Genomic DNA, 19,926 nt, shown 5'->3' with positions numbered 1-19,926 from the left:
GTCCGTCGTACCGAGGCCCGCCTCAGCCTGGAGGGGGTCGGCGGTCGGCGGTTCGGGGGCCGTGTCGCAGCACTGACCCAGGACTCGCACTCGGGGGGCGGACGTGGCGCCGTGCCGGTGCCGGTGCCGGTGCCGGTGCCGCGGCCGTGCCGCTTCGAGAACGCCCTGCCCGGGGCGTGCGGTCACGAGAACCCCGGCGCATGTGGCGGCTCCACCGAGTGCCCAGCACAGGGCGCAGGCGACGGGGTCGATGGTGAAGGCCCGTTTGCGGCGGCCCAGTAGGTTCGCCCAGGCGATTTCCGAAGGTGAGCAGACCGCCGCAAGGCAGGCCGGCGCAGTGTCGTGATCACGCTGTCGAGGAACACCATCAGCCGGGCGACGGAGATGGACAACAGCGCGCCCACTGCGCGCAGGGCGGTTCAGAACTCCAGTACGATCCGGCCCCGGACGCCGCCCGCCTCCATCAGGCGGTGTGCTTCAGCAGCACGATCGGCGGGGAATGCGGCGGCGACGCGCAGGATGAGACCGCCCGCCTCGACCTGGGAGCGCAGAGCGTCCAGCCGGCTTCGGTCGCCCATGTATTCCGGGACGTAGGCCGGAAGCTTCCGCAAGGAACGGCGGCGCAGCTCATCAGGGCCGATCGCTTGGGAACCTTCACCGAGCAGCGTGACGATGACGCCGCCGTCGCGGACCGCCGGGGCCATTGCCGCGGATCCGATGGCAGCGGCGTCCACCACTCCATCCACTCCACCCGGCACGGTGCTGAGGATCCGCTGGGCGGCGCCGGCTCCCCGGGGCACCACGGTGTCTGCTCCCAGTGAACGCACCAGTTGCTCGTCGGCCGGCGCAGCGACGGCGACCACAACCCAGCCGGCGGCCCGGGCCATCTGGGTGACGAACCCGCCGACCACGCCCGCCGCGCCGGTGACCGCGAGCGTCTGTCCTGCGGACAGTCCGGCGAGGTCGAGTGCGAGTTGCGCGGTCAGGCCGTTCATCGGCAGGGTCGCCGCTTCGGCGTGGGTCGTCCCGGCGGGAGCGGGTGCGACCGCATGCACGGGCAGGGCCAGGTACTGCGCGTAGGCACCGCCGCCGGGCAGCGTCGGGTTCGACGCCGCCATGACCCGGTCCCCGACGCGCAGATCGGTGACCGTGCCGGGGCCGATTTCGTCGATCACCCCGGCTGCCTCCATGCCCGGCACGTAGGGGGGTGCCGGGGATGTCGGGCCGAGGGCGCCGTTGCGCAGATACCGGTCGCCCGGGTTCACCGACGCGGCGCGCACCCGGATGCGCACCTGACCAGGTCCGGCATGCGGTGCGGGCACGTCGAAGACCCGCAGAGCCTCCGGCCCCCCGAACCGGGACACCCCTACCACCTTCATGTTCACTCCCATTTTTGACCGATCGTTACATATTTTGGGCAGGGTGATGCCCGTCAGACGCGCTGGTCCGGACGTGCGCCGGTCAGCCGAGAGTCTGAGCCGTCCGTTCGGCGGAGGCGCTCTCTATGGCCCGCAGGAGCCGGTGACGTGCATGGGCGTGAGTGAAGTCCGGCACGGTGTGCGTACCGTCACGCAGGTCCCTGGCCAGGTTGGTGTACAGGGCGGCGACGTTCCGTGCCGGGCCGGTGAGGCCTGCGGGGATGTCGGCGGCGTACTCGGCGGGCACCTCGACCGGGGCAACGGTCGTGTCCGTCCCGAAACCGGCCTGGAGCGCCAGCTCGGCGACCTGGATGTTGCCCCAGGGAGCGGTCAGGACGATGTCCCCGTCGGTGCCGTTGATCTCCCAGCGGAAGTTGTCGCCGCGGGAGGTTCCGCCGCGGTAGAAGACCGAGGCCGCGGCTCCGCCTTCGAGCGTGCCGACCAGCGAGATCTGGTCCGCGGCCGTCACGGGTACGACCTTGTTGTCGTCGTCGGTCACCGTGACCGACGTCCGGCCCAGGACGAGGTTGGCCGACACGTGGTCGAACTCGCCGAGCGTGACGTTGAGCGCGTCCACGGCGTGCAGGGCCGCGCCGGTCAGCGGGGTGGCGCCCTGCGTCCGGTCGTACCAGTACGCGCGTGCCGTGGTGGTCTCCGGCCCCCAGACCATGCCGGAGGCGACAAGAGTGGTGCCCATGACCCGGCCGATCCGACCGTCCGCGATCAGCTTGCGGACGTAGCGGAGTTCGGGGTGGTAGCGCCCCTGGAGGCCAATAGCGGTGCGCACGCCCGCGGCCGCGGCACGCCGGGTCAGTTCGGTGGCCTCGGCCAGATCCATGGCGAGGGGCCACTCGGCGTAGACGGTCTTGCCGGCGTCGATGGCCGCCGAGATCAACTCCCGGTGGTGCGGGACCTTCACGGCGACCACGACGACGTCCACGCCGGGATGGGCGAGGAGGTCCGTGTGGTGGTCGAAGGCGGCCTCGACCCCGAACTCCTCGGCGGCGGCCTCCGCTGACGCGCGGCGGGAGGTGCTGACGGCACGCAGTTCGAAGTCCGGATGTGCCGCGAGGGCGGGTACGTGGCTGATGGAGGCCCAGCCTCCCTGACTGCCGCCGATGATGCCGACGCCAATGGGGTGGTTCATGTTGTCACTCCTGTGGGACGCGCCGATGGAAGAGTGGTCCGACGGGGGTCGCCGGGTGGGGTGTCGGGCACCTGGGCACCTACTTCTTCGGTGCCTCGGGTGCCGGGGTCCAGTTGGGGACGGTGTCCACCCGGAAGCGGGACAGCACAGTGCTGGAGATGTACCAGTGGCCATGGATCCGCTGGTAGGTGTCGTGGTACTCGCCGTAACCGTGGAAGCCGTTCTTGTAGCTCGAGCCGGCCGGGAAGCTCACGTAGTCCTCCATCGCCCAGATCCCCGTGGCGCGGTCGCCGTTCACGGTGATCTCCGGCAGAAAGCCCTGATGGGCTGTGGGAGCGTCCCCGAGCAGTGCCGCCGTCTTCTCGGCGAGCTCCTTGCCACTGTGGTACTTCACACTGACGTCGATTGTCGGGTGGGGGGTGAAGAGCGCGGCCAGCTGCGGCCACTGCTTGCTGTCGATGGAGCGGAAATAGCGCGCCTTCAGCTGGCGGATGTCCTCGATGTCGGCCAGTCGCTGCACGGTGGCCGCGTTCGAAGCGGAGGGGCCCGGCGCCGGGTGATGCTGCGCGGCCGCGGGCTGGGAGGCCCAGGCCGCGGCTCCCGCGCCGCCGCCTGCCAGCAGTGCGGCCACTGCTGCCGCGCCGGCGACGCGGGAGCGCCACGGGGATCGGGTGGGCGGTGTCTGTGCGGTCATGGTCTGCTCCTTGCGGGTTCCGCGGCCCACGGGGGACCGCGACGGGGTGCGCCGTGAGGCGCAAGGCGATGTGCCGCCTGAGGGCAGTGAACTCTATGTGGAACGAAAGGTCAAAATATTCTTCCCGGCACCCCGGGGCGCCCGCGAAGAAATCTGTACCGCTCGTTCCCGTCGGGTGTATGATCGCGACCATGGCACGCGTGAGGGAGTTCGACACCGAGACGGCCGTGGACGCGGCGATGAGGGCTTTCCGCCGGAAGGGCTACGAGGGCACATCGGTGCAGGACCTGGTGGACGCCACCGGCGTGGGCCGGGGCTCGCTCTATGCCGCCTTCGGCAGCAAGGAGGGCCTCTACCTCGCGGCCATGGACCGGTACCGCGAGTGCTACGCCGTACCCCTGGTCGACCTGTTGCGCGGCGGCGCGCCCGCCCGTGAACTCCTGCGCGAGGTCTTGGTGGCGACCGTGGACGGGGTCGTGCGCGACGGCAGCCGGCAGTCCTGTCTGATCGTCGGCGCCACCACCGAGCGGGTCGCCCACGACGCCAGGGTGGCCGCACACGTGCGCGCAACGACGTCCTCCATCGAGGACGCCCTCCGCGACGTCATCGCGGAGGCACAGGAAAGCAGTCAACTGCCCAGCGCCCGCGACCCCCGCGACCTGGCCAGGTTCCTCATGGTGACGATGCAGGGATTGAAGGTGATGGGCGCCGTCAATCCGGACCGGGCCTCGCTGATGGCGGCCGCGGAGGCCGCCCTCGCCGCACTCGACTGAAACGGTGACCGACGCGGCGTCCGCCGCGTCCTGCACCCCGTCGACGGGCAGGACTCCACCGAGGTGCCCACCGAACGCGCGTCAACGACCACGACCTTCCCGGACGGAACATCCAGCCGGGTCCCGTAGTCCACGAAAATCCCCGCCAGTTGTGCCAGGCCATGGCGGCGCAGCCCCGCGGTACGCCGGTGCCCTCCTTCAGGCAGCCCGGCCGTCTCCGGAGGTACCGTGCCGCATCAACGACGCACTGCGCTGCCGAAGTCCACGGTCATAGTCCCGCGTCTCCCGGCGAGTCGCTCACAAGACACGCAGTCACACGACAGTGGGAGATGACAGCGGGACGCGTCCCACCCCGCCCTCGGCGCGGTCGTGAGGTGGATCCGCCGGTCGGGAGTCCTGATGACCGCTTGGCGTGCCGTCCGGAGCCGCCTCACCGGCCCCAGACATCCTGCAGGTGCCGGCCAAGCAGCCGTGGCGGACAGCAGGCGTCACCGCCTACCCAGGCTGTGGCACGCCGGCGACCGCGTCGCGACGAGGTGACCGGCTACTGGGAGATGTTGAGCTCCGCGGCCACCTGGCAGGCGTGGGCGACCGGATCCTCCGCGTTCACATGACTCGCGACCGCGCACAGCATCGCGCGGAACTGGTCGCGCACCCCCTCCGGCAAGACGCCGAGAAGCTGATCCTCGACCCCGCGAACCCGACCGCGCAGCTCCTCCCATCGCCGGGCACCGTGCTCGGTGGCGACAATGCGCCGACTCCTACGGTCGGCGGGGTCCGGCCTGCGCTCGACCAGGTCGGCCCGTTCCATGTCGTCCAGGAGATAGGTCATGACGGTCCGATCGACGCCGAGACGTTCGGCCAGCAGCCGCTGGCCGTTGGCCTCGCCCCGCACGGCGGCCATGAGCACCAGATACCCGCGCGAGCCCCCGGGGACTTCGGCCGCGGCGGCCTCGACCGCCTTCGCGTAGGCGCGGAACACCACGCCGACGGCCAGTCCGAAGTCCTCCTCCAAGCGGGGAGCCTCGGCTCCCGGCCCCGTTGCACCGCCGCTGCCCAGTGAAATCACGGGACCACTGTAGTTCACCTCGGCAAGACATATCTTCTGCTTGACAGACGATCTGTCTTACATAAGATCTCCTCGGGATCTTTTGTCGAGCGCAGTGCTCTCAGGACGGTGAAAGGTGGAGGTCCATGCCCCGGATCGCAGACCCCGAGCACACCGTGCTCTCCGAGCTGAAGTGGGTCCACGAGCATCTCCGTCGTGACCTGCGCGCGTGCAGGGAACTGGCCGCGGACGTGTCCGCGGGCGCCCCGGCCGCGGAGGTGCAGGCACGCGTGCACGACCTGCGGACGCGGGGGCCGCTGTTCCAGCTGAAGGTGAACTGCCTGCAGGCCTGCACCTTCGTCCACCGCCACCACGCCCTGGAGAGCGCGAGCCTGTTCCCGGCGGTTCGCAGCCGGGCGCCGGGCATGAACCCGGTCGTCGACAAGCTGGAGGCCGACCACCGAAGCGTCTCCGGCCTGGCCGACGCCGTGGAGGCGGCCGCCCACGCGCTGACGCACGGAGGCGAGACGGCCGAGGAACGCACCCGTCTCGCCGATGCCCTCGACAGGCTCTCGGAATTCCTGCTGGCGCACCTCGCCTACGAGGAGACCTCGCTCGCCCCGCTGCTGAGCCAGTGGCAGGGAATTCCTTACCCCTGACGGCAGCCGGCCTGCGCCCACCGCGACCGCTTCGTCACCGTAGGCAGCCGGGCCCGCCCAGCCGTCGACGCCGTCCCGGCGTCCTCGCGTACCGGAACCCTCGGCACGCGTTCCCTCAACAATGGAGAAATGACGTGACTGCGCACACCGCAGACGCTCCCGCCGTGACCCGGCCGAACGACAGCAAACGCTGGATCATCCTGGCGCTCACCTTGATCGCCCAGTTCATGGTGACCCTCGACGCGACGATCGTGACCGTGGCTCTGCCCTCGATCCAGACGGACCTGGGCTTCGCGACCCAACTCGACCTGCAATGGGTCATCAACGCATACGTGCTGTTCTTTGGCGGCTTCCTGCTCCTTGGCGGCCGCGCCGGAGACCTCTTCGGACGACAGCGCCTCTTCCTGTCCGGACTGGCTCTGTTCACTGGGGCCTCACTGGTCAACGGCCTCGCCAACGACACCTCCATGCTGGTCGCCGGCCGCGGAGTCCAGGGATTCGGCGCCGCCCTGGTCTCCCCGGCGGTCCTGTCGATCATCATCGTGACGTTCCCGAACACCGCAGAACGAGTCAAGGCGCTCGGCCTCTTCACCGCCGTGACCGCCGGCGGCTCCGCCGCCGGCATGCTCTTCGGCGGTGTGCTCACCGACTACGCGTCCTGGCGGTGGATCTTCCTGGTCAACATCCCGATCGGCCTCGTCGGCATCGTCGGAGCACTGCGCACCATCCCCAACACACGGGCCGCACAGGGAAGTCTGCGCCACATGGACCTGCCGGGTGCCGTCAGTGTGACCGGCGGCCTGACCGTCCTTGTCTACGCGATCGTCAACGCCCAGAGCTGGGGATGGGGATCGGCCCGATTCATATGGCTGGTCGCGGTCGCCGTCGCACTGCTCACCGCCTTCGTCGTGATCGAGCTGCGCACCAGCCACCCGCTGATCCGCCTCGGCATCTTCACCAAGCGCACGATCTCCGTCGGCAACGCCACCATGCTCACCTTCTCCGGCGGCCTCTTCGTGATGATGTTCTTCCCGACGCTCTACCTCGCCGCGAACCTCGGCTACAGCCCCATCAAGATCGGCCTGGCCTTCCTGCCCTGGCCCGTCGCCATGGCGGCCGCCGGCACCCTCGGACAGAAGCTGATCGGCAGAACGGGACCGCGACTGCTGCTCGTGACCGGCCTCCTGTTCGTCGCCGCCGGACTGCTGACCTACCTCCGGCTCCCGGTCCACGGCGCCTACGCCACCGACGTCCTGCCCGGCCTCCTCCTCACCGCCATCGGCGCGGGGCTGGTGTTCACCCCGGTCTTCATTGTCGCCACCACCGGCGTCGCCGCCGAGGAAAGCGGCCTGGCCTCCGGAGTCATCAACACCTCGCAGCAGCTCGGAGCGGCCCTGGGTCTTGCGGTCATCAGCACCCTGGCCACCAGCCACACCACCCACCTGCTCTCCGGCGCCGGCGACCGGCCCACTGCTGCCGAGCGGTCGTCCGCCCTGGTCGAAGGATTCCAGCGCGGATTCACCGTGGCGGCCGCCATTCTCGCCGTCAGCGTCCTCATCGCCGCATTCGGCCTGCGCAAGCGCGACTTCGGCCAGGAGCCCGGAGCCGGAAACACAGACGGTGCCGAAGTAGCGCGGGAGAGGGTCCCGTCTGCCGCCGGCTGACCACCTCACCGTCCGTGGTCCCAGTACCGGACACGCCATCACGCCGGGGCGACTGGTACTCCTGCCCCCAGCAGCAGAAGTTCTGGACCCCCGGATCGACGTGAAGGACATCAGTGGCGACCGCAGAACCGCAAAGGCACGCCCCCGGACCGCAGGGGCGTGCCGCGTCGTCCCCGCCCTCATCCGTCGGACCTGGTCCCACGGAGCGGCCGCGTCGCTGGCCGCCGGTCGGGGACGTCGGCCGGCCGGCTGATGACCCGCCCGGCTCAGGGGTAGAGGCCGGCCCGGAAGGCGAACGAGACGAGCTGCGCCCGATCACGTGCGCCGACCTTCGTCATGGCCCGCACCGCGTGCGTCTTCACGGTGAACGGCGACACGGACATCTGGGCCGCGATCTCGTCGTTGCCGAGACCGCTCGCGACGAGAACGACCACGTCCCGCTCCCTGGGTGTCAGAGCGCCGAAGCGTCGCAGCAGCTCCTGGTCGATGACCGGGGGCGGCCTGTCGGTCATGTGACCGATGAGCGCGGCCGTCGCGGCGGCCGACAGCGCACCGCCGCCGCCCACGACCTCGGTGATTCCGGCGACGAGTTCAGCGGGGCTCACGGTCTTGCTCAGGAATCCGTTGGCGCCCGCGCGCAGGGCGGCGAGAACGATGTCGTCCTGGTCGAAGGTGGTCAGCACGATCACCCGCGTCTTTTCGGGTGGATGCTCCGCGCGGATCCGGCGGGTGGCTTCGACACCGTCGATGCCGGGCATCCGGATGTCCATCAGGACCAGGTCGACGGGGTGCTCCCGGAGGAAGGGGACGGCCTGGAGCCCGTCGGAGAGATCACCCACGACGACGAGACCCGGGTCGAGCCGGAGCATCGCCCGGATCCCGGCCCTGATGTCGTCCTGGTCGTCGACGATCAGAATCCGCGTCATCGGACGACGGCTCCCAGGGGGCTGAACTCCGCGTGGACCCGGAATCGCCCGTCGTGGCTGTCGATCGTCAGCCGCCCGCTGGAGGACTCGACGCGTTCGCGCATCCCCACGAGTCCGAGCCCACTGCCCGAGTCGGAGCCGCGGGGTGAGGAACCGACGCGGTTCTCCACGGTGACGCAGATCCTGCCCTCGTGCTCGCGCACATCCACCGACGCCGTCCCCTCTCCGTGCCGGTAGGCGTTCGTGAGCGCTTCCTGAACGACCCGGTAGACGGTCACGCCGACGCTGGGCTCCACGAAGCCGGCGGGGATGTCGATGGAGGGCCGGATGTCGAGGCCGATGCTCTCGAAAGAGGCGATGAGTCCTTCCAGGCCGCTGAGCGCCGGGGTCGGCCGGAGTGCCTCGTCGTCGGAGACGTCGTCCCCGAGCCGGAGGAGCGCGAGGATGCGCTGCGTTTCGACGACGACGGTGCGGGCGCTGGACCTCGCCGAGACGAGGGCCTGCCGGGAGGACTCGGCGTCTTCGGGCAGTCCGATTTCCGCCGCACCGAGGTGCAGGCTCAGCATCGCGACCTGGTGGCCGATGACGTCGTGGAGGTCCCGGGCGATGCGGAGCCGTTCCTCGGTCACGCGTCGGGTGGCCTCGATCTCGCGGGTGGCGATGGCGCTTTCGGCCCGTTCCGCCAGGGTCCACCAGTGGTCGCGATGGATGCGGAGCGCGGCCCCCGTCGCACCTCCTGCCACAGCCGAGAAGACGGCGGCGGCTCCCACGACCGCGCCGCCGCGGAATCCTCCGAGCGTCATGAACGCCCCGAGGAAGAACGCCGCCACGATGGCGGTTCCGGCCAGCGGCTGCTTTCCCCTGAGGGTGACCGAGAACAGCACGAGCACTGCCATCATCCACACCGACAGGGGGTCGTCGCCCACCGCTGTGACGGCGAAGGACGCCGCGCTCGTCACGACCAGTCCCGCCCACGGCCGCCACCACGAGAGGGCGACGCCGATGCCGGCGAGGAGCACGGACAGGGCCGTCGGCCAGTCCGAACCTCGCAGGATCACCGCCACGATCTGACCGGTGAACACCAGAGCCGCCAGCGCGTAGGCGACTCGGTGCAGCACCTCGGGGCGGCGGACCCACAGCGGTGCCGCGAGCCCGTCCTGAGTGTTCTGCGCCTTGCCCATGAGCCGATTCTCGTTCACGTGTGCGGCGGTCGTGTACTTCGAACGAAGTAGACCGCGCGGCTGCTCCGGTCGATCGGGACGGCGGAGCACAGGCCGTCGAAGCGGACGGCAGAACTACTTCGTTCGAAGTACGCGGCGCCAGCCGAGGCCGCTGAGACTCGTCATCGAGGCGACCGCCTCACACCGTCGCGATCACCCCGGGACACCCGATGACTCAGACCACCGCAACTTCCACCGCTTCCACCACTTCGGCCACGGGCGCGACGACGCCTTCCGGGCTCCGATCGCTCCACCTGATCCGGGTCGTCTTCTCCCTGATCTGGGTGGTACTCGTCCTCACGACCTCCGGCTCGCTCGTGTCGGCGGACAGCCCCACAGGGATCGCGGCCGCGCTGCTCGTCGTCTATCCCCTGTGGGACGCCGCCGCCACACTCCTCGAACGTCGTCTGGCCGGCACCGGCTCCGCGAACCGCGTCAGTACCGTCAACCTGGGTCTCGGCCTGGCCACCACCGCCGTAATGATCATCGCCGTGTTCTCCACCATCGGCGCGGCCCTTCTCGTGTTCGGCGTCTGGGCCCTCCTTTCCGGAGCCATCCAGCTCGTCGTGGCGATCCGCCGCCGGCGCACCGTCGGCGCCCAGTGGCCCATGGTGATCAGCGGTGGACAGTCCGTACTCGCCGGCGCCACCATCGCTGCCACGTCCGCCTCGGCGACGAGCAGCCTGTCCACCGTCGCCGGATACTCGGCCTTCGGTGCCTTCTGGTTCCTTGTCTCCGTCATCGCCCTCGGCATCCGCAGCCGACGCGGGAAGCGCTGACCACCGCCGAAGCGGCCACCACCTCTCCCAGAGGCGTATCGAGGTGTCGGACCGGCGCCGGCAACCGCTTCGCCCGCGCCGGGGCGGCGGGCTCCTGGTGGCCGCAGCAGCGGTACCACCCGTGATCGTTGCCGGGAGGGGGCGCCCTGGGGCGTGTCACGGGAGGTCGGGGCGGTCCGGGTCGTGTGGCGAGGTGACCAGATACGTCGCTAAGCCGGCGCCGACCAGGCCCGACGCGAGAAGCAGCCCCTGGGGAAGGGTCATGCCGACGATCAGCATGGCCACGGAGAGCGCGAACAGCGTCCAGGCGGGGCCGCGGCGGCACCGGTACTCGCGCGGCCGGCGCGGGCGCCCCGTTCGCAGGCCCCGGGCGAACTGAGGGTCGCTTCGCCGTGTCTGCGCATCGAGGGCGTGCAGCGGGTCGGTCTCGGGCTGTGTCATGACCACTCCTTCCGGGGGCAGCACCTCGGGGGTCCATGCCACCGTCACACACAGCCGTGCGACGTCACCATCGGGTCCGACACCCATGTGTGCGGGTGCCCGACACCCACATCCGGTCGGCGGGTGGGTGCCGGCACCGATGGACATCCCCACGCCCGACCCGGCAGGCTGACCTTGAGAGCCCGAATACCCCCTCGTCGGCAGCCGCCCCCCACCGGGGAACCCCGGCCGGACACGGCCGCCGGCGCGGTGACGGGAGAAGAGGCGGTGTCATGCCCCTGTTCTGGCGGATCTTCCTGCTCAACGCCGTCGTGCTGACCGCGGCGACCGCCTTGCTGCTGGGACCGGTGACCGTCTCCACGCCCGTCCTGCTCACCGAGGCCGCCGTCCTCACCGCCGGACTGGCCGCGATGCTGATCGCCAATGGCATGCTGCTGCGCGTCGGACTCGCCCCGCTGCAACGCGTCACGCGGGCCATGACCACCACCGATCTGCTGCGGCCGGGCGTACGCCCGGCGGTCGGCGGTCGGCGGTCAGGGCGAGGTGGCCGAGCTGATCACGGCCTTCAACGCCATGCTCGACCGGCTGGAGGCAGAGCGCGCCACCAGCGCCGCTCGCGCCCTGTCCGCTCAGGAGGCCGAACGCGGGCGGAGCGCCCAGGAACTCCACGACGAGGTGGGCCAGACCCTCACTGCCGTCCTGCTCGAACTCAAACGCGTCGCCGACCAGGCACCACCGGCCCTGCGCGACGAACTCCGCCAGGTCCAGGACACCACCCGCGCCGGTCTCGACGAAATCCGCCGCATCGCCCGCCGGCTGCGTCCCGGCGTCCTCGAGGAACTCGGACTGGCCAGCGCGCTCAAGGCCCTCACCGGCGAGTTCACCGGCCCCGCCCAGGCCGTGCGCCACGACATCGACACCAACCTGCCGACCCTGAACAGGGACACCGAACTCGTCCTCTACCGCGTCGCCCAGCAAAGCCTGACCAACGCCGCACGCCACTCAGGCGCGTGCCGCGTCGACCTCACCCTCAAGCACACCCCCGCCGGTACGGAGCTGAGTGTCCGCGACAACGGTCACGGCATCCGTGGTGAGCCCGAAGGAGCCGGCATCAGCGGCATGCGGGAACGCGCCCTCCTCGTGGGCGGCGACCTCACCCTGGGCACCGGTCCCGACGGGGGCACCGAGGTGCGTCTGGTCGTTCCCCTCCGACACGGAGGAAGCTGACCATGCCCGAGGCCACCGAGACCCGCATCCTCCTCGCCGACGACCACCGACCGGTCCGCCGCGGGGTACGCCTCATCCTCGACGCCGAGCCCGACCTGACGGTCGTCGCCGAAGCCGGCAACGGCGCCGAAGCCCTCGAAGCCGTCCGCGCCCACGACCCCGACCTTGCCATCCTCGACATCGCGATGCCCCGTATGACGGGCCTCCAGGCCGCCCGCGAAATCTCCCGCACCCGGCCCGACATCCGCCTCCTGATGCTGACGATGTACGACAACGAGCAGTACTTCTTCGAAGCCCTTGCGGCCGGCGCCTCCGGCTACGTCCTGAAATCCGTCGCCGACCGCGACCTCATCGAAGCCTGCCGGGCCACCATGCGCGGCGAACCCTTCCTCTACCCGGGCGCCGTCAACGCCCTCATCCGCAACCACCTCGAACGAGCCCGGCACGGTGAACCCCCGCCCGAGCGGGCCATCACCGACCGCGAGGAGGAAATCCTCAAACTCATCGCCGAAGGCCACACCTCCCAGCAGATCGCCGACCTGCTCGTCATCAGCGTCAAGACCGTCGAACGCCACCGTTACAACCTGCTGCAGGAACTCGGCCTGAAGGACCGCCTCGAACTCACCCGCTACGCCATCCGTGCCGGACTCATCCAGCCGTAGGCCGCGTGAAAGGGCGCGGAACTCCCCCATCGCCCAGGGACGGTGGAGCCCTCGACATCGAACAGCGGCCCCGGCACCGAGTGCGGCGGACCGTGCCGCAGGTGAATCCACGTGGCGGGCAGTCTCCGATCGACGAACACCGACCGGTGCCGGGCACCTGCCCCGGCCGCACGCTGGACGGGTGCGGTGCCTGCTCAGACGGTGACCAGGGGCGATTCCACGGCGCCGGTGCGGCGCAGTTGCTGGCGGCGCAGGAGGCCGCCGCTGAGTGCGGTGATCCAGGACTGCCGCAGCACGAGGTACATCGGCTGCCGGTAGGGGATCTGCTGGGCGGCAGCCAGAGCAGGCAGCGCGGGGATGCGCGGTCCAGGCGGAAGGCATGGGCCGCGCAGGCCGCCTGGACGGCGGGCCGCCGTTGTCCGCGGGCAATGCTGGTCGCATACTTGCGCAAGCGAGCAATCCTGTACGAGGCGGCGGACCGCCTCTCGAGCGTGAGAGCGGTGGCAGCGATGTTGAGGAACGGACTGGAGCCCTGGCACCTTTTGCTGGTCGTGGTGGTCGCGATCCTGGTGTTCGGCTCGAAGAAGCTTCCGGACACGGCTCGTGCCCTGGGCAAGTCGATGCGCATCCTCAAGAGCGAGGCCCGGGCGATGAAGGACGACGAGACGGTCGGGGCCCGGACGACAAACCCCGCGACGCCGTCCGCGACTGCGGGCCGCACTGCCCAAAGCTGAACTGGCCCCTGCGCCGGACGTGTCCGTGAGGCCGGCGTTCACCGCGGAAGCGGCGACGCCCGGCACCTCGCGTTGCTGACAGGGTCCCGAGCGGGGCGTCCAAGGCACGCACACACCCTGGCGCTTTCACCTCGCCCGTCGGGCACAGAGGCGCGACACGCGACGGAGTCCAGCCCAACCGTCGGCCGTACGGCAGCCCGTACTTCACGCACATCTGGCACTGCCACCCACAGCCTTCGGCGAAGCGCCTTGTCCCTCGCGGCCGTCCCTGACGCACGGTAACCGCGGCTGAGCGGTGCGCCACCGGATCACGCCGAACCCGAACACGGGTATCAGCCGGGCGGGGCGGGCATCGGGGCAGGACAACACGGCGGGCGCGTTCGGCACGGAGGTCCTCAGTGTCGGTGCTGCGCATCCCCGCGCATGACGGCGGTCGATGACGGGGCGGTAGACGGCGGGCGCGGGTCACGCGGCGCTGGACCGCGGAAGTCAGGACGGGGGCCGGACGGTGCGGCCGCCGATCCAGGTCGCCCGGTGCTGTCGAACGCCTGCACGGTACGGGAGCGGGTCGCCGGGGATGCCGCCCATACGGCGGCGGGCCAGGATCGGCGCTTCGGGTCGGCCTGGCAACAGGGAGCCGACGCCCTCGGCCTGACCCGGCAGGCTCGCAGCGCGGATCGGCGTCACCCGGTGTCCCCGAGGTGGTCTCGTGCCCAGGTCTCGAAGGTGGTGAGGGGCAGACCCAGGTCCTGCGCGAACTCGGGCCGGGCGGGCTGGGATTCCTCGTTGATGTGGGCCTGTGCGAAGCCCATCCCGGGCATCCCGGCGGCGGTCGCCTCGTCTGCCGTCATGTCGGGTGCGGTCAGCTCGGTGCCCAGCGTCCGGGAGAGGATCCCGGCGATGTCCGTCATGGTCAGGAAGTCGCCGGCCAGTTCGAGCTCCACCCTGTCGAATCGCTCCGGCGCGGCGATGGCCGCGGCGGCTGCCGTGCCGATGTCGTCGACTGCGATCAGGGACAGCCGGGTCGCGGGCTTCAGCAGGCTCACCAGGCCGCCGTCGACGCCGCGGGGGAACATGATCTGCGCGCTGGGGAGGAAGTTCTCCATGAAGAAGCCCGGCTTGATGAGCGTCCAGTGTGCGAAGCCGGCCTCGCGGACCCGGTCCTGGATCCCGGCCTTGGCGGTGTAGTACGGCTCCATCCAGGCCCAACGACCCTTGACCCAGCTGACGTGCTGCCCCGCACCGGAGACGGAGGTGTGCACGAACTGCGGGACCCCGGCTGCCCGCGCGCCGTCGATCAGGTTGCCGGCCTGCGCGACCTCGCCTTCGAAACCGCGGCCGTCCATGTCGGGCATCTGAACGGAGAAGACGGCGCGCGCTCCCGCGGCGGCCCGGCTCACGGAGCCGCGGTCGTCGAGGTCGCCGGTGACCAGTTCGACGCCGAGCGCCTCGACGGCCTTGGCCCGGGCGGTCGAGGGGTCGCGGACCAGCGCCCGAACGGGGATCCCCGCCCTGCGCAGGGCCCGGGTGGTGGCACCACCTTGCCGACCGGTGGCACCGACGACCAGAACAGGGGCGGAGTGGGTGGTCATGCTGCTCCTCGGATCGCGTCCCGAAATAAACGGCGGGGCCCGCCATTTATTTCGCGTACGATACGGAGGACCCCGCCACTTAGCAAGCACGGAGACGCCATGACGGTCCAGCGCGCTGACGCCAGGCGCAATTACGCACGGATCCTCGCCGTGGCGGAGGAGGAGGTCGCGGCGCACGGCGCCGACGCCTCCCTGGAGCAGATCGCCCGCACGGCCGGAGTCGGATCGGCCACCGTGCGCCGCCACTTCCCCAGCCGCCGGGCCCTGCTGGATGCCGTGTTCAGCCACCGGATCGACGCCCTCTGCGCCCGTGCCGTCGATCTCGCCGACGCGGACGACCCACGCGCCGCGCTGCTGGACTGGCTGGGCGCGCTCACCACGTACGCAACCACCGCGCGCGGCATGGCCGATGCGCTGGTCCAGGACGGGACGGACGACGCGGACCACGTCAATACCTGCGCGGTACGCCTGGGCAGCGCGGTCGATCCACTGCTGCGCCGTGCCGCACGGGCCGGAGCGGTGGCACCGGAGGTGACCACCGCCGACCTGGTCTCACTGGTCACGGGCCTCGCACTCGCCACGGAGCATCATCCGGACCCCGCCACCGAGGCGAACCGGCTGCTCGCCCTGACGGTACGGGGGATCAGCCCGCAGGGGTGAGAAGGCCGGCGAACCCGCGGTGGCGGCATTCCCCGGCGCAGAGCCGCAGCTCCGTCGGACGGTCTCCGGAGACTCGCGGGGCGGCTCCGGACGACGCGGCGGAACACCCCCTTCACGCCCGAGTTCCCCTGTTCCGTTGCCAGGCACCTGTAAGCGATCAGGGCACCAGCACGATCCTCCCGAACACCTCTCCAGCGTCCATCGTGCGGTGGGCCAGCGCCGCCTGGTCGAGCGGCAGCACCTCGTGCACGAACGTGCGCAGGTCCCCGAGCGCGGCATCGGCGAACTGGGACGCCCGTACGGCCTGCCGGTCGGCGCCGGGCACGGTGTCGGAGCTGAAGGTCGCGAACGACAGTGATCTGCGGAAGGCATCCATCAGCCGCATGCCGAAGTCCGCGGGCGGCTGCCCACCGACCACACCGACGGCCACGTACCGTCCGTTGGCGTTCAACCTGTCCAGGAAGAGGGGAAGCTGGGGACCGCCCACGACATCGATCACCACGTCGAAGCCCGCCGGCGTGTCCTGGCCGCCCTCGCCGGAGCGGTTCAGGACGTGCGTGGCGCCCAGTTCCCTCAGTCGGGCACCGCGCTCGGCCGATGAGGTGGTGACCGCCACCGAGCCGGCGCCGTCCCTGGCTGCGAGCTGGACCGCCGTGATCCCGATGCTGCCCGCCGCACCGCGCACGAGCACCGCCTCCCCGGGCGCGAACCGGGCCCGCTCCAGGGCGAAGTGGGCGACCACGCCGGAGCCGCCGAGAGCGACCGCATCGGCGCCGGTCAGGCCTTGGGGCAGCGGCAGCACATCATCGACCGAGGCGACCGCTTGCTCGGCGTACCCACCGGACAGGCCGGTGAACGCCCATACTCGCCGCCCGATCCACGACGCGTCCACGCCCTCTCCCACCGCGGTGACGCCTCCCGCGACCTCGCTGCCGAGGAGATGGCCCGCCCGGAAGCCGTGGGCGGCGAGCGTTCCCCGGCGGATCACCGCGTCCACGCCGCCCACTCCGATCGCCTCGGTGGCGATCCGCACCTGCCCCGGAGCAGGAACCGGTACGGGCATGTCGATGACCTCCAGGCCATCAGGGTTTCCGAACGTCCTGATGACGACGGCTTTCATCTCTGCTCCTCGGGTCGGTGGACGGACGCACATGACTGCTGCGACCGTGGGTATCGAAGCGGTCCCGCCGCCGGGGCCACCGCCGGATTGCCGGGCCGGGGCGGCGACACCGCCATCGGAACGTAACGGACGCCCCCGTCCGCCTGGCCGAAGTGAGAGACGATGACCAGCCATGTGCCTCAGACCGTGCGCTCCGACGCCCGCGACAACCGGTCCCGCATCCTGGACGCCGCCCGCGCGGTCTTCGGCGAGGAGGGCCTGAGCGCACCCATGCGCGACATCGCCCGGCACGCGGGCCTCGCCCCCGCCACGCTGTACCGGCACTTCCCGACCAAGCAGGCACTGATCGCGCAGACCTTCACCGAGCAGCGCCGAGCCTGTCACGCCGCCGTCCGCGACGCGCTCACGGACGCGGACGCGTGGCACGGATTCCAGAGCATGATCCAGCGGATCTGCGAACTCCACGCACACAGCCGCGGATTCGCCGACGCCTTCATGACGGCCTTCCCCGAGACCATGGACTTCACCGCCGACCGCGAGCGAACCGTGCGCGCGGTCGCCGAACTGGCCCGCCGTGCCCATGAGACCGGCCGGCTCCGCGCCGGCTTCGTCGTCGACGACCTGATCCTCATGCTGACTGCCCACCGGGGCCTCCAGCACGCGCCCCTTCCGGCCCGGCTCATCGCCTCCCGCCGCTTCGCCGCCTACGTGATCGAGGCGTTCCGCGCCCCCGAGGACGGGAGCGCCCACGCCCTGCCGCCGGCACCACGTCTGCGGCACGCGCACTCACCCAGCACGACGTGAACCCGGCAACCCCCGGTGCCTCCGCGCCGGCCGGCTCCTCGCCGACCTCGGGATCCCAAGGGCCGGCCGTGCCCAGTGCGCCGTACCTGCCGGCCGGTGAGTGCAGCCCGAGCGCGGGTCAGGTGGACGGGGTGTCGTGGCGGGCGTCGTACACGGCGCGGGCGGCATCGATGTGCGTCAGGTGCGTGATGCTCCACTCCAGCAGGGGTGCGGTGGCTTCGCGCAGGGTCCTGCCCATCGGAGTGAGTTCGTAACTGACGTGCGGCGGCATGACGTTGCGGACGGTCCGGGTGAGGATCCCGTCGCGTTCCAGGCCGCGCAGAGTGACGGTGAGCATGCGCTGACTGATCCCGTCGACGGCCCGCTTGAGTTCGGTGAAACGGCGCGGCCCCTGGCTGAGGTTGCGCACGATCAGCAGCGACCACTTGTCGCCGACGATGCCGAGCACTTCACGCGCCTGGCACGGGTCCGCCGGCCGTGCCGGCTGCGACTCGCCGCCTGCTGGGCCGCTCATGGTTACCTCCACAGAACCGGGGCACCTCAATGTGCCGTATTGATCGGGGCGCGGCAGGTGCAGCACGATGATGCCGGTTCCTGAAGAGTACCGAGGCACGGACAGGAACCGTGATGTTCCCGCGCTCTCCACCCCCCGAAGAGGAAGAACGTCCCCCTCCATGTCAACTTTTCTGCTGGTTCACGGTGCCTGGCACAGCGGCCGGTGCTGGGAGCGGGTGGCCCCGCTCCTGGAGTCCGCCGGACACCGGGTGTTCGCGCCCTCGCTGACCGGCTACGGCGACAAGGCACACCTGCTCGCGCCCGATGTCGGTCTCGACACGCACGTCGAGGACATCCTGAAGCTCATCCACGAGGAGGAGCTGACCGAGGTGGTGCTCGTGGGCCACAGCTACGCGGGGCTGGTCGTCTCGTCCGTGGCCAACGAGGTCCCGGAACGGATCGCCCACCTGGTGTACCTGGACGCCATGGTCCCGGAACACGGCGAGAACGCCGTCGACGTGCAGCCCATGACCCAGAACCTGATCGATCTGGCCGCCCGGTCCGACACCGGCTGGCGCATCCCGCCGTTGCCCGAGATGCCTGCGCCTCTCGGTCTGTTCGGGGTCACCGACCCGGCGGACGTCGCCTGGCTGCGTGCGACGCTCTCCGACCAGCCGGTGCGCTGCCTGCAGCAACCGGTCCGGCTCGACAACCCCGCCGCGGACTCGGTTCCGCGCACGCACATCCACTGCGTCGGCGCGGAACCGGAGGGCATCGTGCGGCGGCCCGTCCCCGCGACGCAGCCCAACGGCTCCCCGGCGCGAATACGGGAACTGCCGACGGGACACGACTGCATGATCACCATGCCCGCGGCCCTGAGCGAACTGCTGCTTGAATGCGCCCTTTGGTAGCACCCGGACCGTGATGGCCCCCGCGAGCCCGAGTAAGGGGTCGCTGACGACATCTTGCGCGGGACGAGCGGGACACACACCGAAAGCGGCGACAGCCGTGGATCGTTGTTTTCATCTGCGGGCCGGGATTCACACGTGACGGCGCGACAGCACTCCCGGTCGAACCGCACCCCTCCCCGCGCCGTCGGGGCCGATCCCGCCCAGTCACCACCAGTTGAACCGCTCCAACGGACGTGCTCTCGTGCGGCGCCGGATCACGTGCACACCGGAGGGGCAGGGCGGTGGCGGCGGCGGAAGCAGCTCTGCCTCCCCGACCGGCGCCGGCACCCCGTTCAGCTCCTCGCCCGTGGGCACTTCCGACGTGGACGGCCAAGTGACGATCAGTCACCAGCTCCCGGACCTGACCTTCACCACGACCGGCCCGCTGCCCGACGCCACCCAGAACACCCCCTGCTCTCCCCCTGCGGACGACCGGCGGCACCGGCAACCCCACCGCGACCATCACCGGAAACGACCGCGCCACCGTGCTCATCGGCACTCCCGGTGACGACGTGGTCCTCGGACTCGGCGGCAACGGCAACGACGCCCTCTTCGGCGGCGACGGATTCGACGTCCTGGACGGAGGCCCCGGCACCAACACCAGCAACGGCGGCCCCGGCCTCAACCTCTGTCCCCGTCCCCTCACCGGACCCGGCTGCACCCTGTGAGGTAGCCGACTGCAGCGCAGCAAACGAAGGGCGACGACCCACCGGGACGGGGGGCGGGGGGGGGGGGGCCCCGCGGGGGGGGGGGGGGGGCCGCGGGCGGGGGGGGGGGGGGGGGGGGGGGGGGGGGGGGGGGGGGGGGGGGGGGGGGGCCGTGCCCGAACCGGGTGCCCCCAGCAGGCTCACGTCGTCGGCCAGGTAGGCGGGCTGCGCGTACCAGCCGTGCAGGTAGACGGTGACCGAGGTGG

At 70.9% G+C, this 19,926-nt stretch carries 20 protein-coding genes and 2 pseudogenes; 11 read left to right on the top strand and 11 right to left on the bottom strand.

Annotation, left to right across the window (positions count from 1 at the left end; all coding sequences use genetic code 11):
- Positions 1 to 419 precede the first annotated feature (419 nt).
- The 3 genes from ACIP98_RS29375 to ACIP98_RS29365 all read right to left on the bottom strand — a co-directional run bounded on the left by ACIP98_RS29375 (position 420) and on the right by ACIP98_RS29365 (position 3,259).
- The gene (locus ACIP98_RS29375) at positions 420 to 1,364 is read right to left on the bottom strand and encodes an NADP-dependent oxidoreductase (protein ID WP_401978834.1); all 945 of its coding nucleotides are present in this window, start codon (positions 1,362 to 1,364) and stop codon (positions 420 to 422) included.
- Between the two features lie 97 nt (positions 1,365 to 1,461).
- Entirely contained in the window at positions 1,462 to 2,565 is a 1,104-nt protein-coding gene (locus ACIP98_RS29370; RefSeq protein ID WP_319660933.1) for a Gfo/Idh/MocA family oxidoreductase, read from the bottom strand.
- A 79-nt stretch (positions 2,566 to 2,644) separates the two neighbouring features.
- A complete protein-coding gene (locus tag ACIP98_RS29365) occupies positions 2,645 to 3,259 on the bottom strand; it encodes a nuclear transport factor 2 family protein (protein ID WP_401978833.1) in 615 nt (204 codons plus the stop codon).
- A gap of 191 nt (positions 3,260 to 3,450) precedes the next feature.
- Here ACIP98_RS29365 and ACIP98_RS29360 point away from each other — a divergent pair, with 191 nt between their 5' ends.
- The gene (locus ACIP98_RS29360) at positions 3,451 to 4,032 is read left to right on the top strand and encodes a TetR/AcrR family transcriptional regulator (RefSeq protein WP_401978832.1); all 582 of its coding nucleotides are present in this window, start codon (positions 3,451 to 3,453) and stop codon (positions 4,030 to 4,032) included.
- Positions 4,033 to 4,576: 544 nt separating this feature from the next.
- Here ACIP98_RS29360 and ACIP98_RS29355 read toward each other — a convergent pair.
- Positions 4,577 to 5,047: a MarR family winged helix-turn-helix transcriptional regulator gene (locus ACIP98_RS29355; RefSeq protein ID WP_319660936.1), complete on the bottom strand. Its 471-nt coding sequence runs from the start codon at positions 5,045 to 5,047 to the stop codon at positions 4,577 to 4,579.
- 179 nt (positions 5,048 to 5,226) lie between these two features.
- On the opposite strand from ACIP98_RS29355, the gene ACIP98_RS29350 reads away from it, so the two are divergent.
- Together ACIP98_RS29350 and ACIP98_RS29345 are read left to right on the top strand one after the other, a co-directional pair.
- Positions 5,227 to 5,739 (top strand): hemerythrin domain-containing protein, encoded by a 513-nt coding sequence (locus ACIP98_RS29350; RefSeq protein ID WP_319660937.1) that lies wholly within the window; start codon positions 5,227 to 5,229, stop codon positions 5,737 to 5,739.
- A 164-nt stretch (positions 5,740 to 5,903) separates the two neighbouring features.
- Positions 5,904 to 7,403, top strand: coding sequence for an MFS transporter (locus tag ACIP98_RS29345; RefSeq protein ID WP_401978830.1), 1,500 nt, complete (start codon positions 5,904 to 5,906; stop codon positions 7,401 to 7,403).
- A gap of 266 nt (positions 7,404 to 7,669) precedes the next feature.
- On the opposite strand, the gene ACIP98_RS29340 is transcribed toward ACIP98_RS29345, so the two are convergent.
- Together ACIP98_RS29340 and ACIP98_RS29335 are read right to left on the bottom strand one after the other, a co-directional pair.
- Positions 7,670 to 8,329: a response regulator transcription factor gene (locus tag ACIP98_RS29340; protein ID WP_319660939.1), complete on the bottom strand. Its 660-nt coding sequence runs from the start codon at positions 8,327 to 8,329 to the stop codon at positions 7,670 to 7,672.
- Positions 8,326 to 9,510: a sensor histidine kinase gene (locus tag ACIP98_RS29335; RefSeq protein WP_401978828.1), complete on the bottom strand. Its 1,185-nt coding sequence runs from the start codon at positions 9,508 to 9,510 to the stop codon at positions 8,326 to 8,328. The genes ACIP98_RS29340 and ACIP98_RS29335 overlap by 4 nt, the downstream gene beginning before the upstream one ends.
- Positions 9,511 to 9,719: 209 nt before the next feature.
- Between ACIP98_RS29335 and ACIP98_RS29330 the strand changes: the two genes are divergently transcribed.
- The gene (locus ACIP98_RS29330; RefSeq protein WP_401978827.1) at positions 9,720 to 10,328 is read left to right on the top strand and encodes a DUF308 domain-containing protein; all 609 of its coding nucleotides are present in this window, start codon (positions 9,720 to 9,722) and stop codon (positions 10,326 to 10,328) included.
- Between the two features lie 156 nt (positions 10,329 to 10,484).
- Here the strand turns inward: ACIP98_RS29330 and ACIP98_RS29325 are convergent, their stop codons facing one another.
- Positions 10,485 to 10,769: a DUF3040 domain-containing protein gene (locus tag ACIP98_RS29325; RefSeq protein ID WP_401978825.1), complete on the bottom strand. Its 285-nt coding sequence runs from the start codon at positions 10,767 to 10,769 to the stop codon at positions 10,485 to 10,487.
- Between the two features lie 272 nt (positions 10,770 to 11,041).
- Between ACIP98_RS29325 and ACIP98_RS29320 the strand changes: the two are divergent.
- A pseudogene (locus ACIP98_RS29320) lies at positions 11,042 to 11,996 on the top strand (sensor histidine kinase).
- A 2-nt stretch (positions 11,997 to 11,998) separates the two neighbouring features.
- A complete protein-coding gene (locus ACIP98_RS29315; protein ID WP_401978823.1) occupies positions 11,999 to 12,658 on the top strand; it encodes a response regulator in 660 nt (219 codons plus the stop codon).
- A gap of 194 nt (positions 12,659 to 12,852) precedes the next feature.
- On the opposite strand, the pseudogene ACIP98_RS29310 reads toward ACIP98_RS29315, so the two are convergent.
- Positions 12,853 to 13,061 (bottom strand): annotated as a pseudogene (locus ACIP98_RS29310) (hypothetical protein); the annotation flags it as partial.
- A gap of 106 nt (positions 13,062 to 13,167) precedes the next feature.
- Here ACIP98_RS29310 and tatA point away from each other — a divergent pair.
- Positions 13,168 to 13,392, top strand: a complete 225-nt coding sequence (gene tatA / locus ACIP98_RS29305) for a Sec-independent protein translocase subunit TatA (RefSeq protein WP_401978908.1) — start codon at positions 13,168 to 13,170, stop codon at positions 13,390 to 13,392.
- A 683-nt stretch (positions 13,393 to 14,075) separates the two neighbouring features.
- Here the strand turns inward: tatA and ACIP98_RS29300 are convergent.
- The gene (locus tag ACIP98_RS29300; RefSeq protein ID WP_319660945.1) at positions 14,076 to 14,984 is read right to left on the bottom strand and encodes an NmrA/HSCARG family protein; all 909 of its coding nucleotides are present in this window, start codon (positions 14,982 to 14,984) and stop codon (positions 14,076 to 14,078) included.
- Between the two features lie 99 nt (positions 14,985 to 15,083).
- Between ACIP98_RS29300 and ACIP98_RS29295 the strand changes: the two genes are divergently transcribed.
- The gene (locus ACIP98_RS29295; RefSeq protein ID WP_319660946.1) at positions 15,084 to 15,644 is read left to right on the top strand and encodes a helix-turn-helix domain-containing protein; all 561 of its coding nucleotides are present in this window, start codon (positions 15,084 to 15,086) and stop codon (positions 15,642 to 15,644) included.
- A 157-nt stretch (positions 15,645 to 15,801) separates the two neighbouring features.
- Here the strand turns inward: ACIP98_RS29295 and ACIP98_RS29290 are convergent, their stop codons facing one another.
- A complete protein-coding gene (locus ACIP98_RS29290; RefSeq protein WP_401978822.1) occupies positions 15,802 to 16,764 on the bottom strand; it encodes a zinc-dependent alcohol dehydrogenase family protein in 963 nt (320 codons plus the stop codon).
- Positions 16,765 to 16,926: 162 nt separating this feature from the next.
- On the opposite strand from ACIP98_RS29290, the gene ACIP98_RS29285 reads away from it, so the two are divergent.
- A complete protein-coding gene (locus tag ACIP98_RS29285; protein ID WP_401978821.1) occupies positions 16,927 to 17,568 on the top strand; it encodes a TetR/AcrR family transcriptional regulator in 642 nt (213 codons plus the stop codon).
- A gap of 118 nt (positions 17,569 to 17,686) precedes the next feature.
- Here ACIP98_RS29285 and ACIP98_RS29280 read toward each other — a convergent pair whose 3' ends face one another.
- Entirely contained in the window at positions 17,687 to 18,082 is a 396-nt protein-coding gene (locus ACIP98_RS29280) for a winged helix-turn-helix transcriptional regulator (RefSeq protein WP_401978819.1), read from the bottom strand.
- A gap of 160 nt (positions 18,083 to 18,242) precedes the next feature.
- Between ACIP98_RS29280 and ACIP98_RS29275 the strand changes: the two genes are divergently transcribed.
- Complete coding sequence (locus ACIP98_RS29275) at positions 18,243 to 18,974, top strand: alpha/beta fold hydrolase (protein WP_401978818.1); 732 nt, start codon at positions 18,243 to 18,245, stop codon at positions 18,972 to 18,974.
- Between the two features lie 524 nt (positions 18,975 to 19,498).
- Complete coding sequence (locus ACIP98_RS29270) at positions 19,499 to 19,681, top strand: hypothetical protein (RefSeq protein WP_401978816.1); 183 nt, start codon at positions 19,499 to 19,501, stop codon at positions 19,679 to 19,681.
- The last annotated feature ends 245 nt before the right edge of the window (positions 19,682 to 19,926 follow it).

The organism is Streptomyces sp. NPDC088354, assembly GCF_044753585.1.
Taxonomy (GTDB): Bacteria; Actinomycetota; Actinomycetes; order Streptomycetales; family Streptomycetaceae; genus Actinacidiphila.
This window is presented reverse-complemented; position numbering and strand designations above follow the sequence as displayed.

Bases quoted from the DNA above. Each gene is read 5' to 3' on its own strand.
- ACIP98_RS29340 (WP_319660939.1), bottom strand. From the start codon at position 8,329: ATGACGCGGATTCTGATCGTCGACGACCAGGACGACATCAGGGCCGGG.
- ACIP98_RS29370 (WP_319660933.1), bottom strand. From the start codon at position 2,565: ATGAACCACCCCATTGGCGTCGGCATCATCGGCGGCAGTCAGGGAGGC.
- ACIP98_RS29295 (WP_319660946.1), top strand. From the start codon at position 15,084: ATGACGGTCCAGCGCGCTGACGCCAGGCGCAATTACGCACGGATCCTC.
- ACIP98_RS29290 (WP_401978822.1), bottom strand. From the start codon at position 16,764: ATGAAAGCCGTCGTCATCAGGACGTTCGGAAACCCTGATGGCCTGGAG.
- ACIP98_RS29365 (WP_401978833.1), bottom strand. From the start codon at position 3,259: ATGACCGCACAGACACCGCCCACCCGATCCCCGTGGCGCTCCCGCGTC.
- ACIP98_RS29280 (WP_401978819.1), bottom strand. From the start codon at position 18,082: ATGAGCGGCCCAGCAGGCGGCGAGTCGCAGCCGGCACGGCCGGCGGAC.
- ACIP98_RS29325 (WP_401978825.1), bottom strand. From the start codon at position 10,769: ATGACACAGCCCGAGACCGACCCGCTGCACGCCCTCGATGCGCAGACA.
- ACIP98_RS29275 (WP_401978818.1), top strand. From the start codon at position 18,243: ATGTCAACTTTTCTGCTGGTTCACGGTGCCTGGCACAGCGGCCGGTGC.
- ACIP98_RS29335 (WP_401978828.1), bottom strand. From the start codon at position 9,510: ATGGGCAAGGCGCAGAACACTCAGGACGGGCTCGCGGCACCGCTGTGG.
- ACIP98_RS29315 (WP_401978823.1), top strand. From the start codon at position 11,999: ATGCCCGAGGCCACCGAGACCCGCATCCTCCTCGCCGACGACCACCGA.
- ACIP98_RS29330 (WP_401978827.1), top strand. From the start codon at position 9,720: ATGACTCAGACCACCGCAACTTCCACCGCTTCCACCACTTCGGCCACG.
- ACIP98_RS29350 (WP_319660937.1), top strand. From the start codon at position 5,227: ATGCCCCGGATCGCAGACCCCGAGCACACCGTGCTCTCCGAGCTGAAG.
- tatA (WP_401978908.1), top strand. From the start codon at position 13,168: ATGTTGAGGAACGGACTGGAGCCCTGGCACCTTTTGCTGGTCGTGGTG.
- ACIP98_RS29360 (WP_401978832.1), top strand. From the start codon at position 3,451: ATGGCACGCGTGAGGGAGTTCGACACCGAGACGGCCGTGGACGCGGCG.
- ACIP98_RS29285 (WP_401978821.1), top strand. From the start codon at position 16,927: ATGACCAGCCATGTGCCTCAGACCGTGCGCTCCGACGCCCGCGACAAC.
- ACIP98_RS29300 (WP_319660945.1), bottom strand. From the start codon at position 14,984: ATGACCACCCACTCCGCCCCTGTTCTGGTCGTCGGTGCCACCGGTCGG.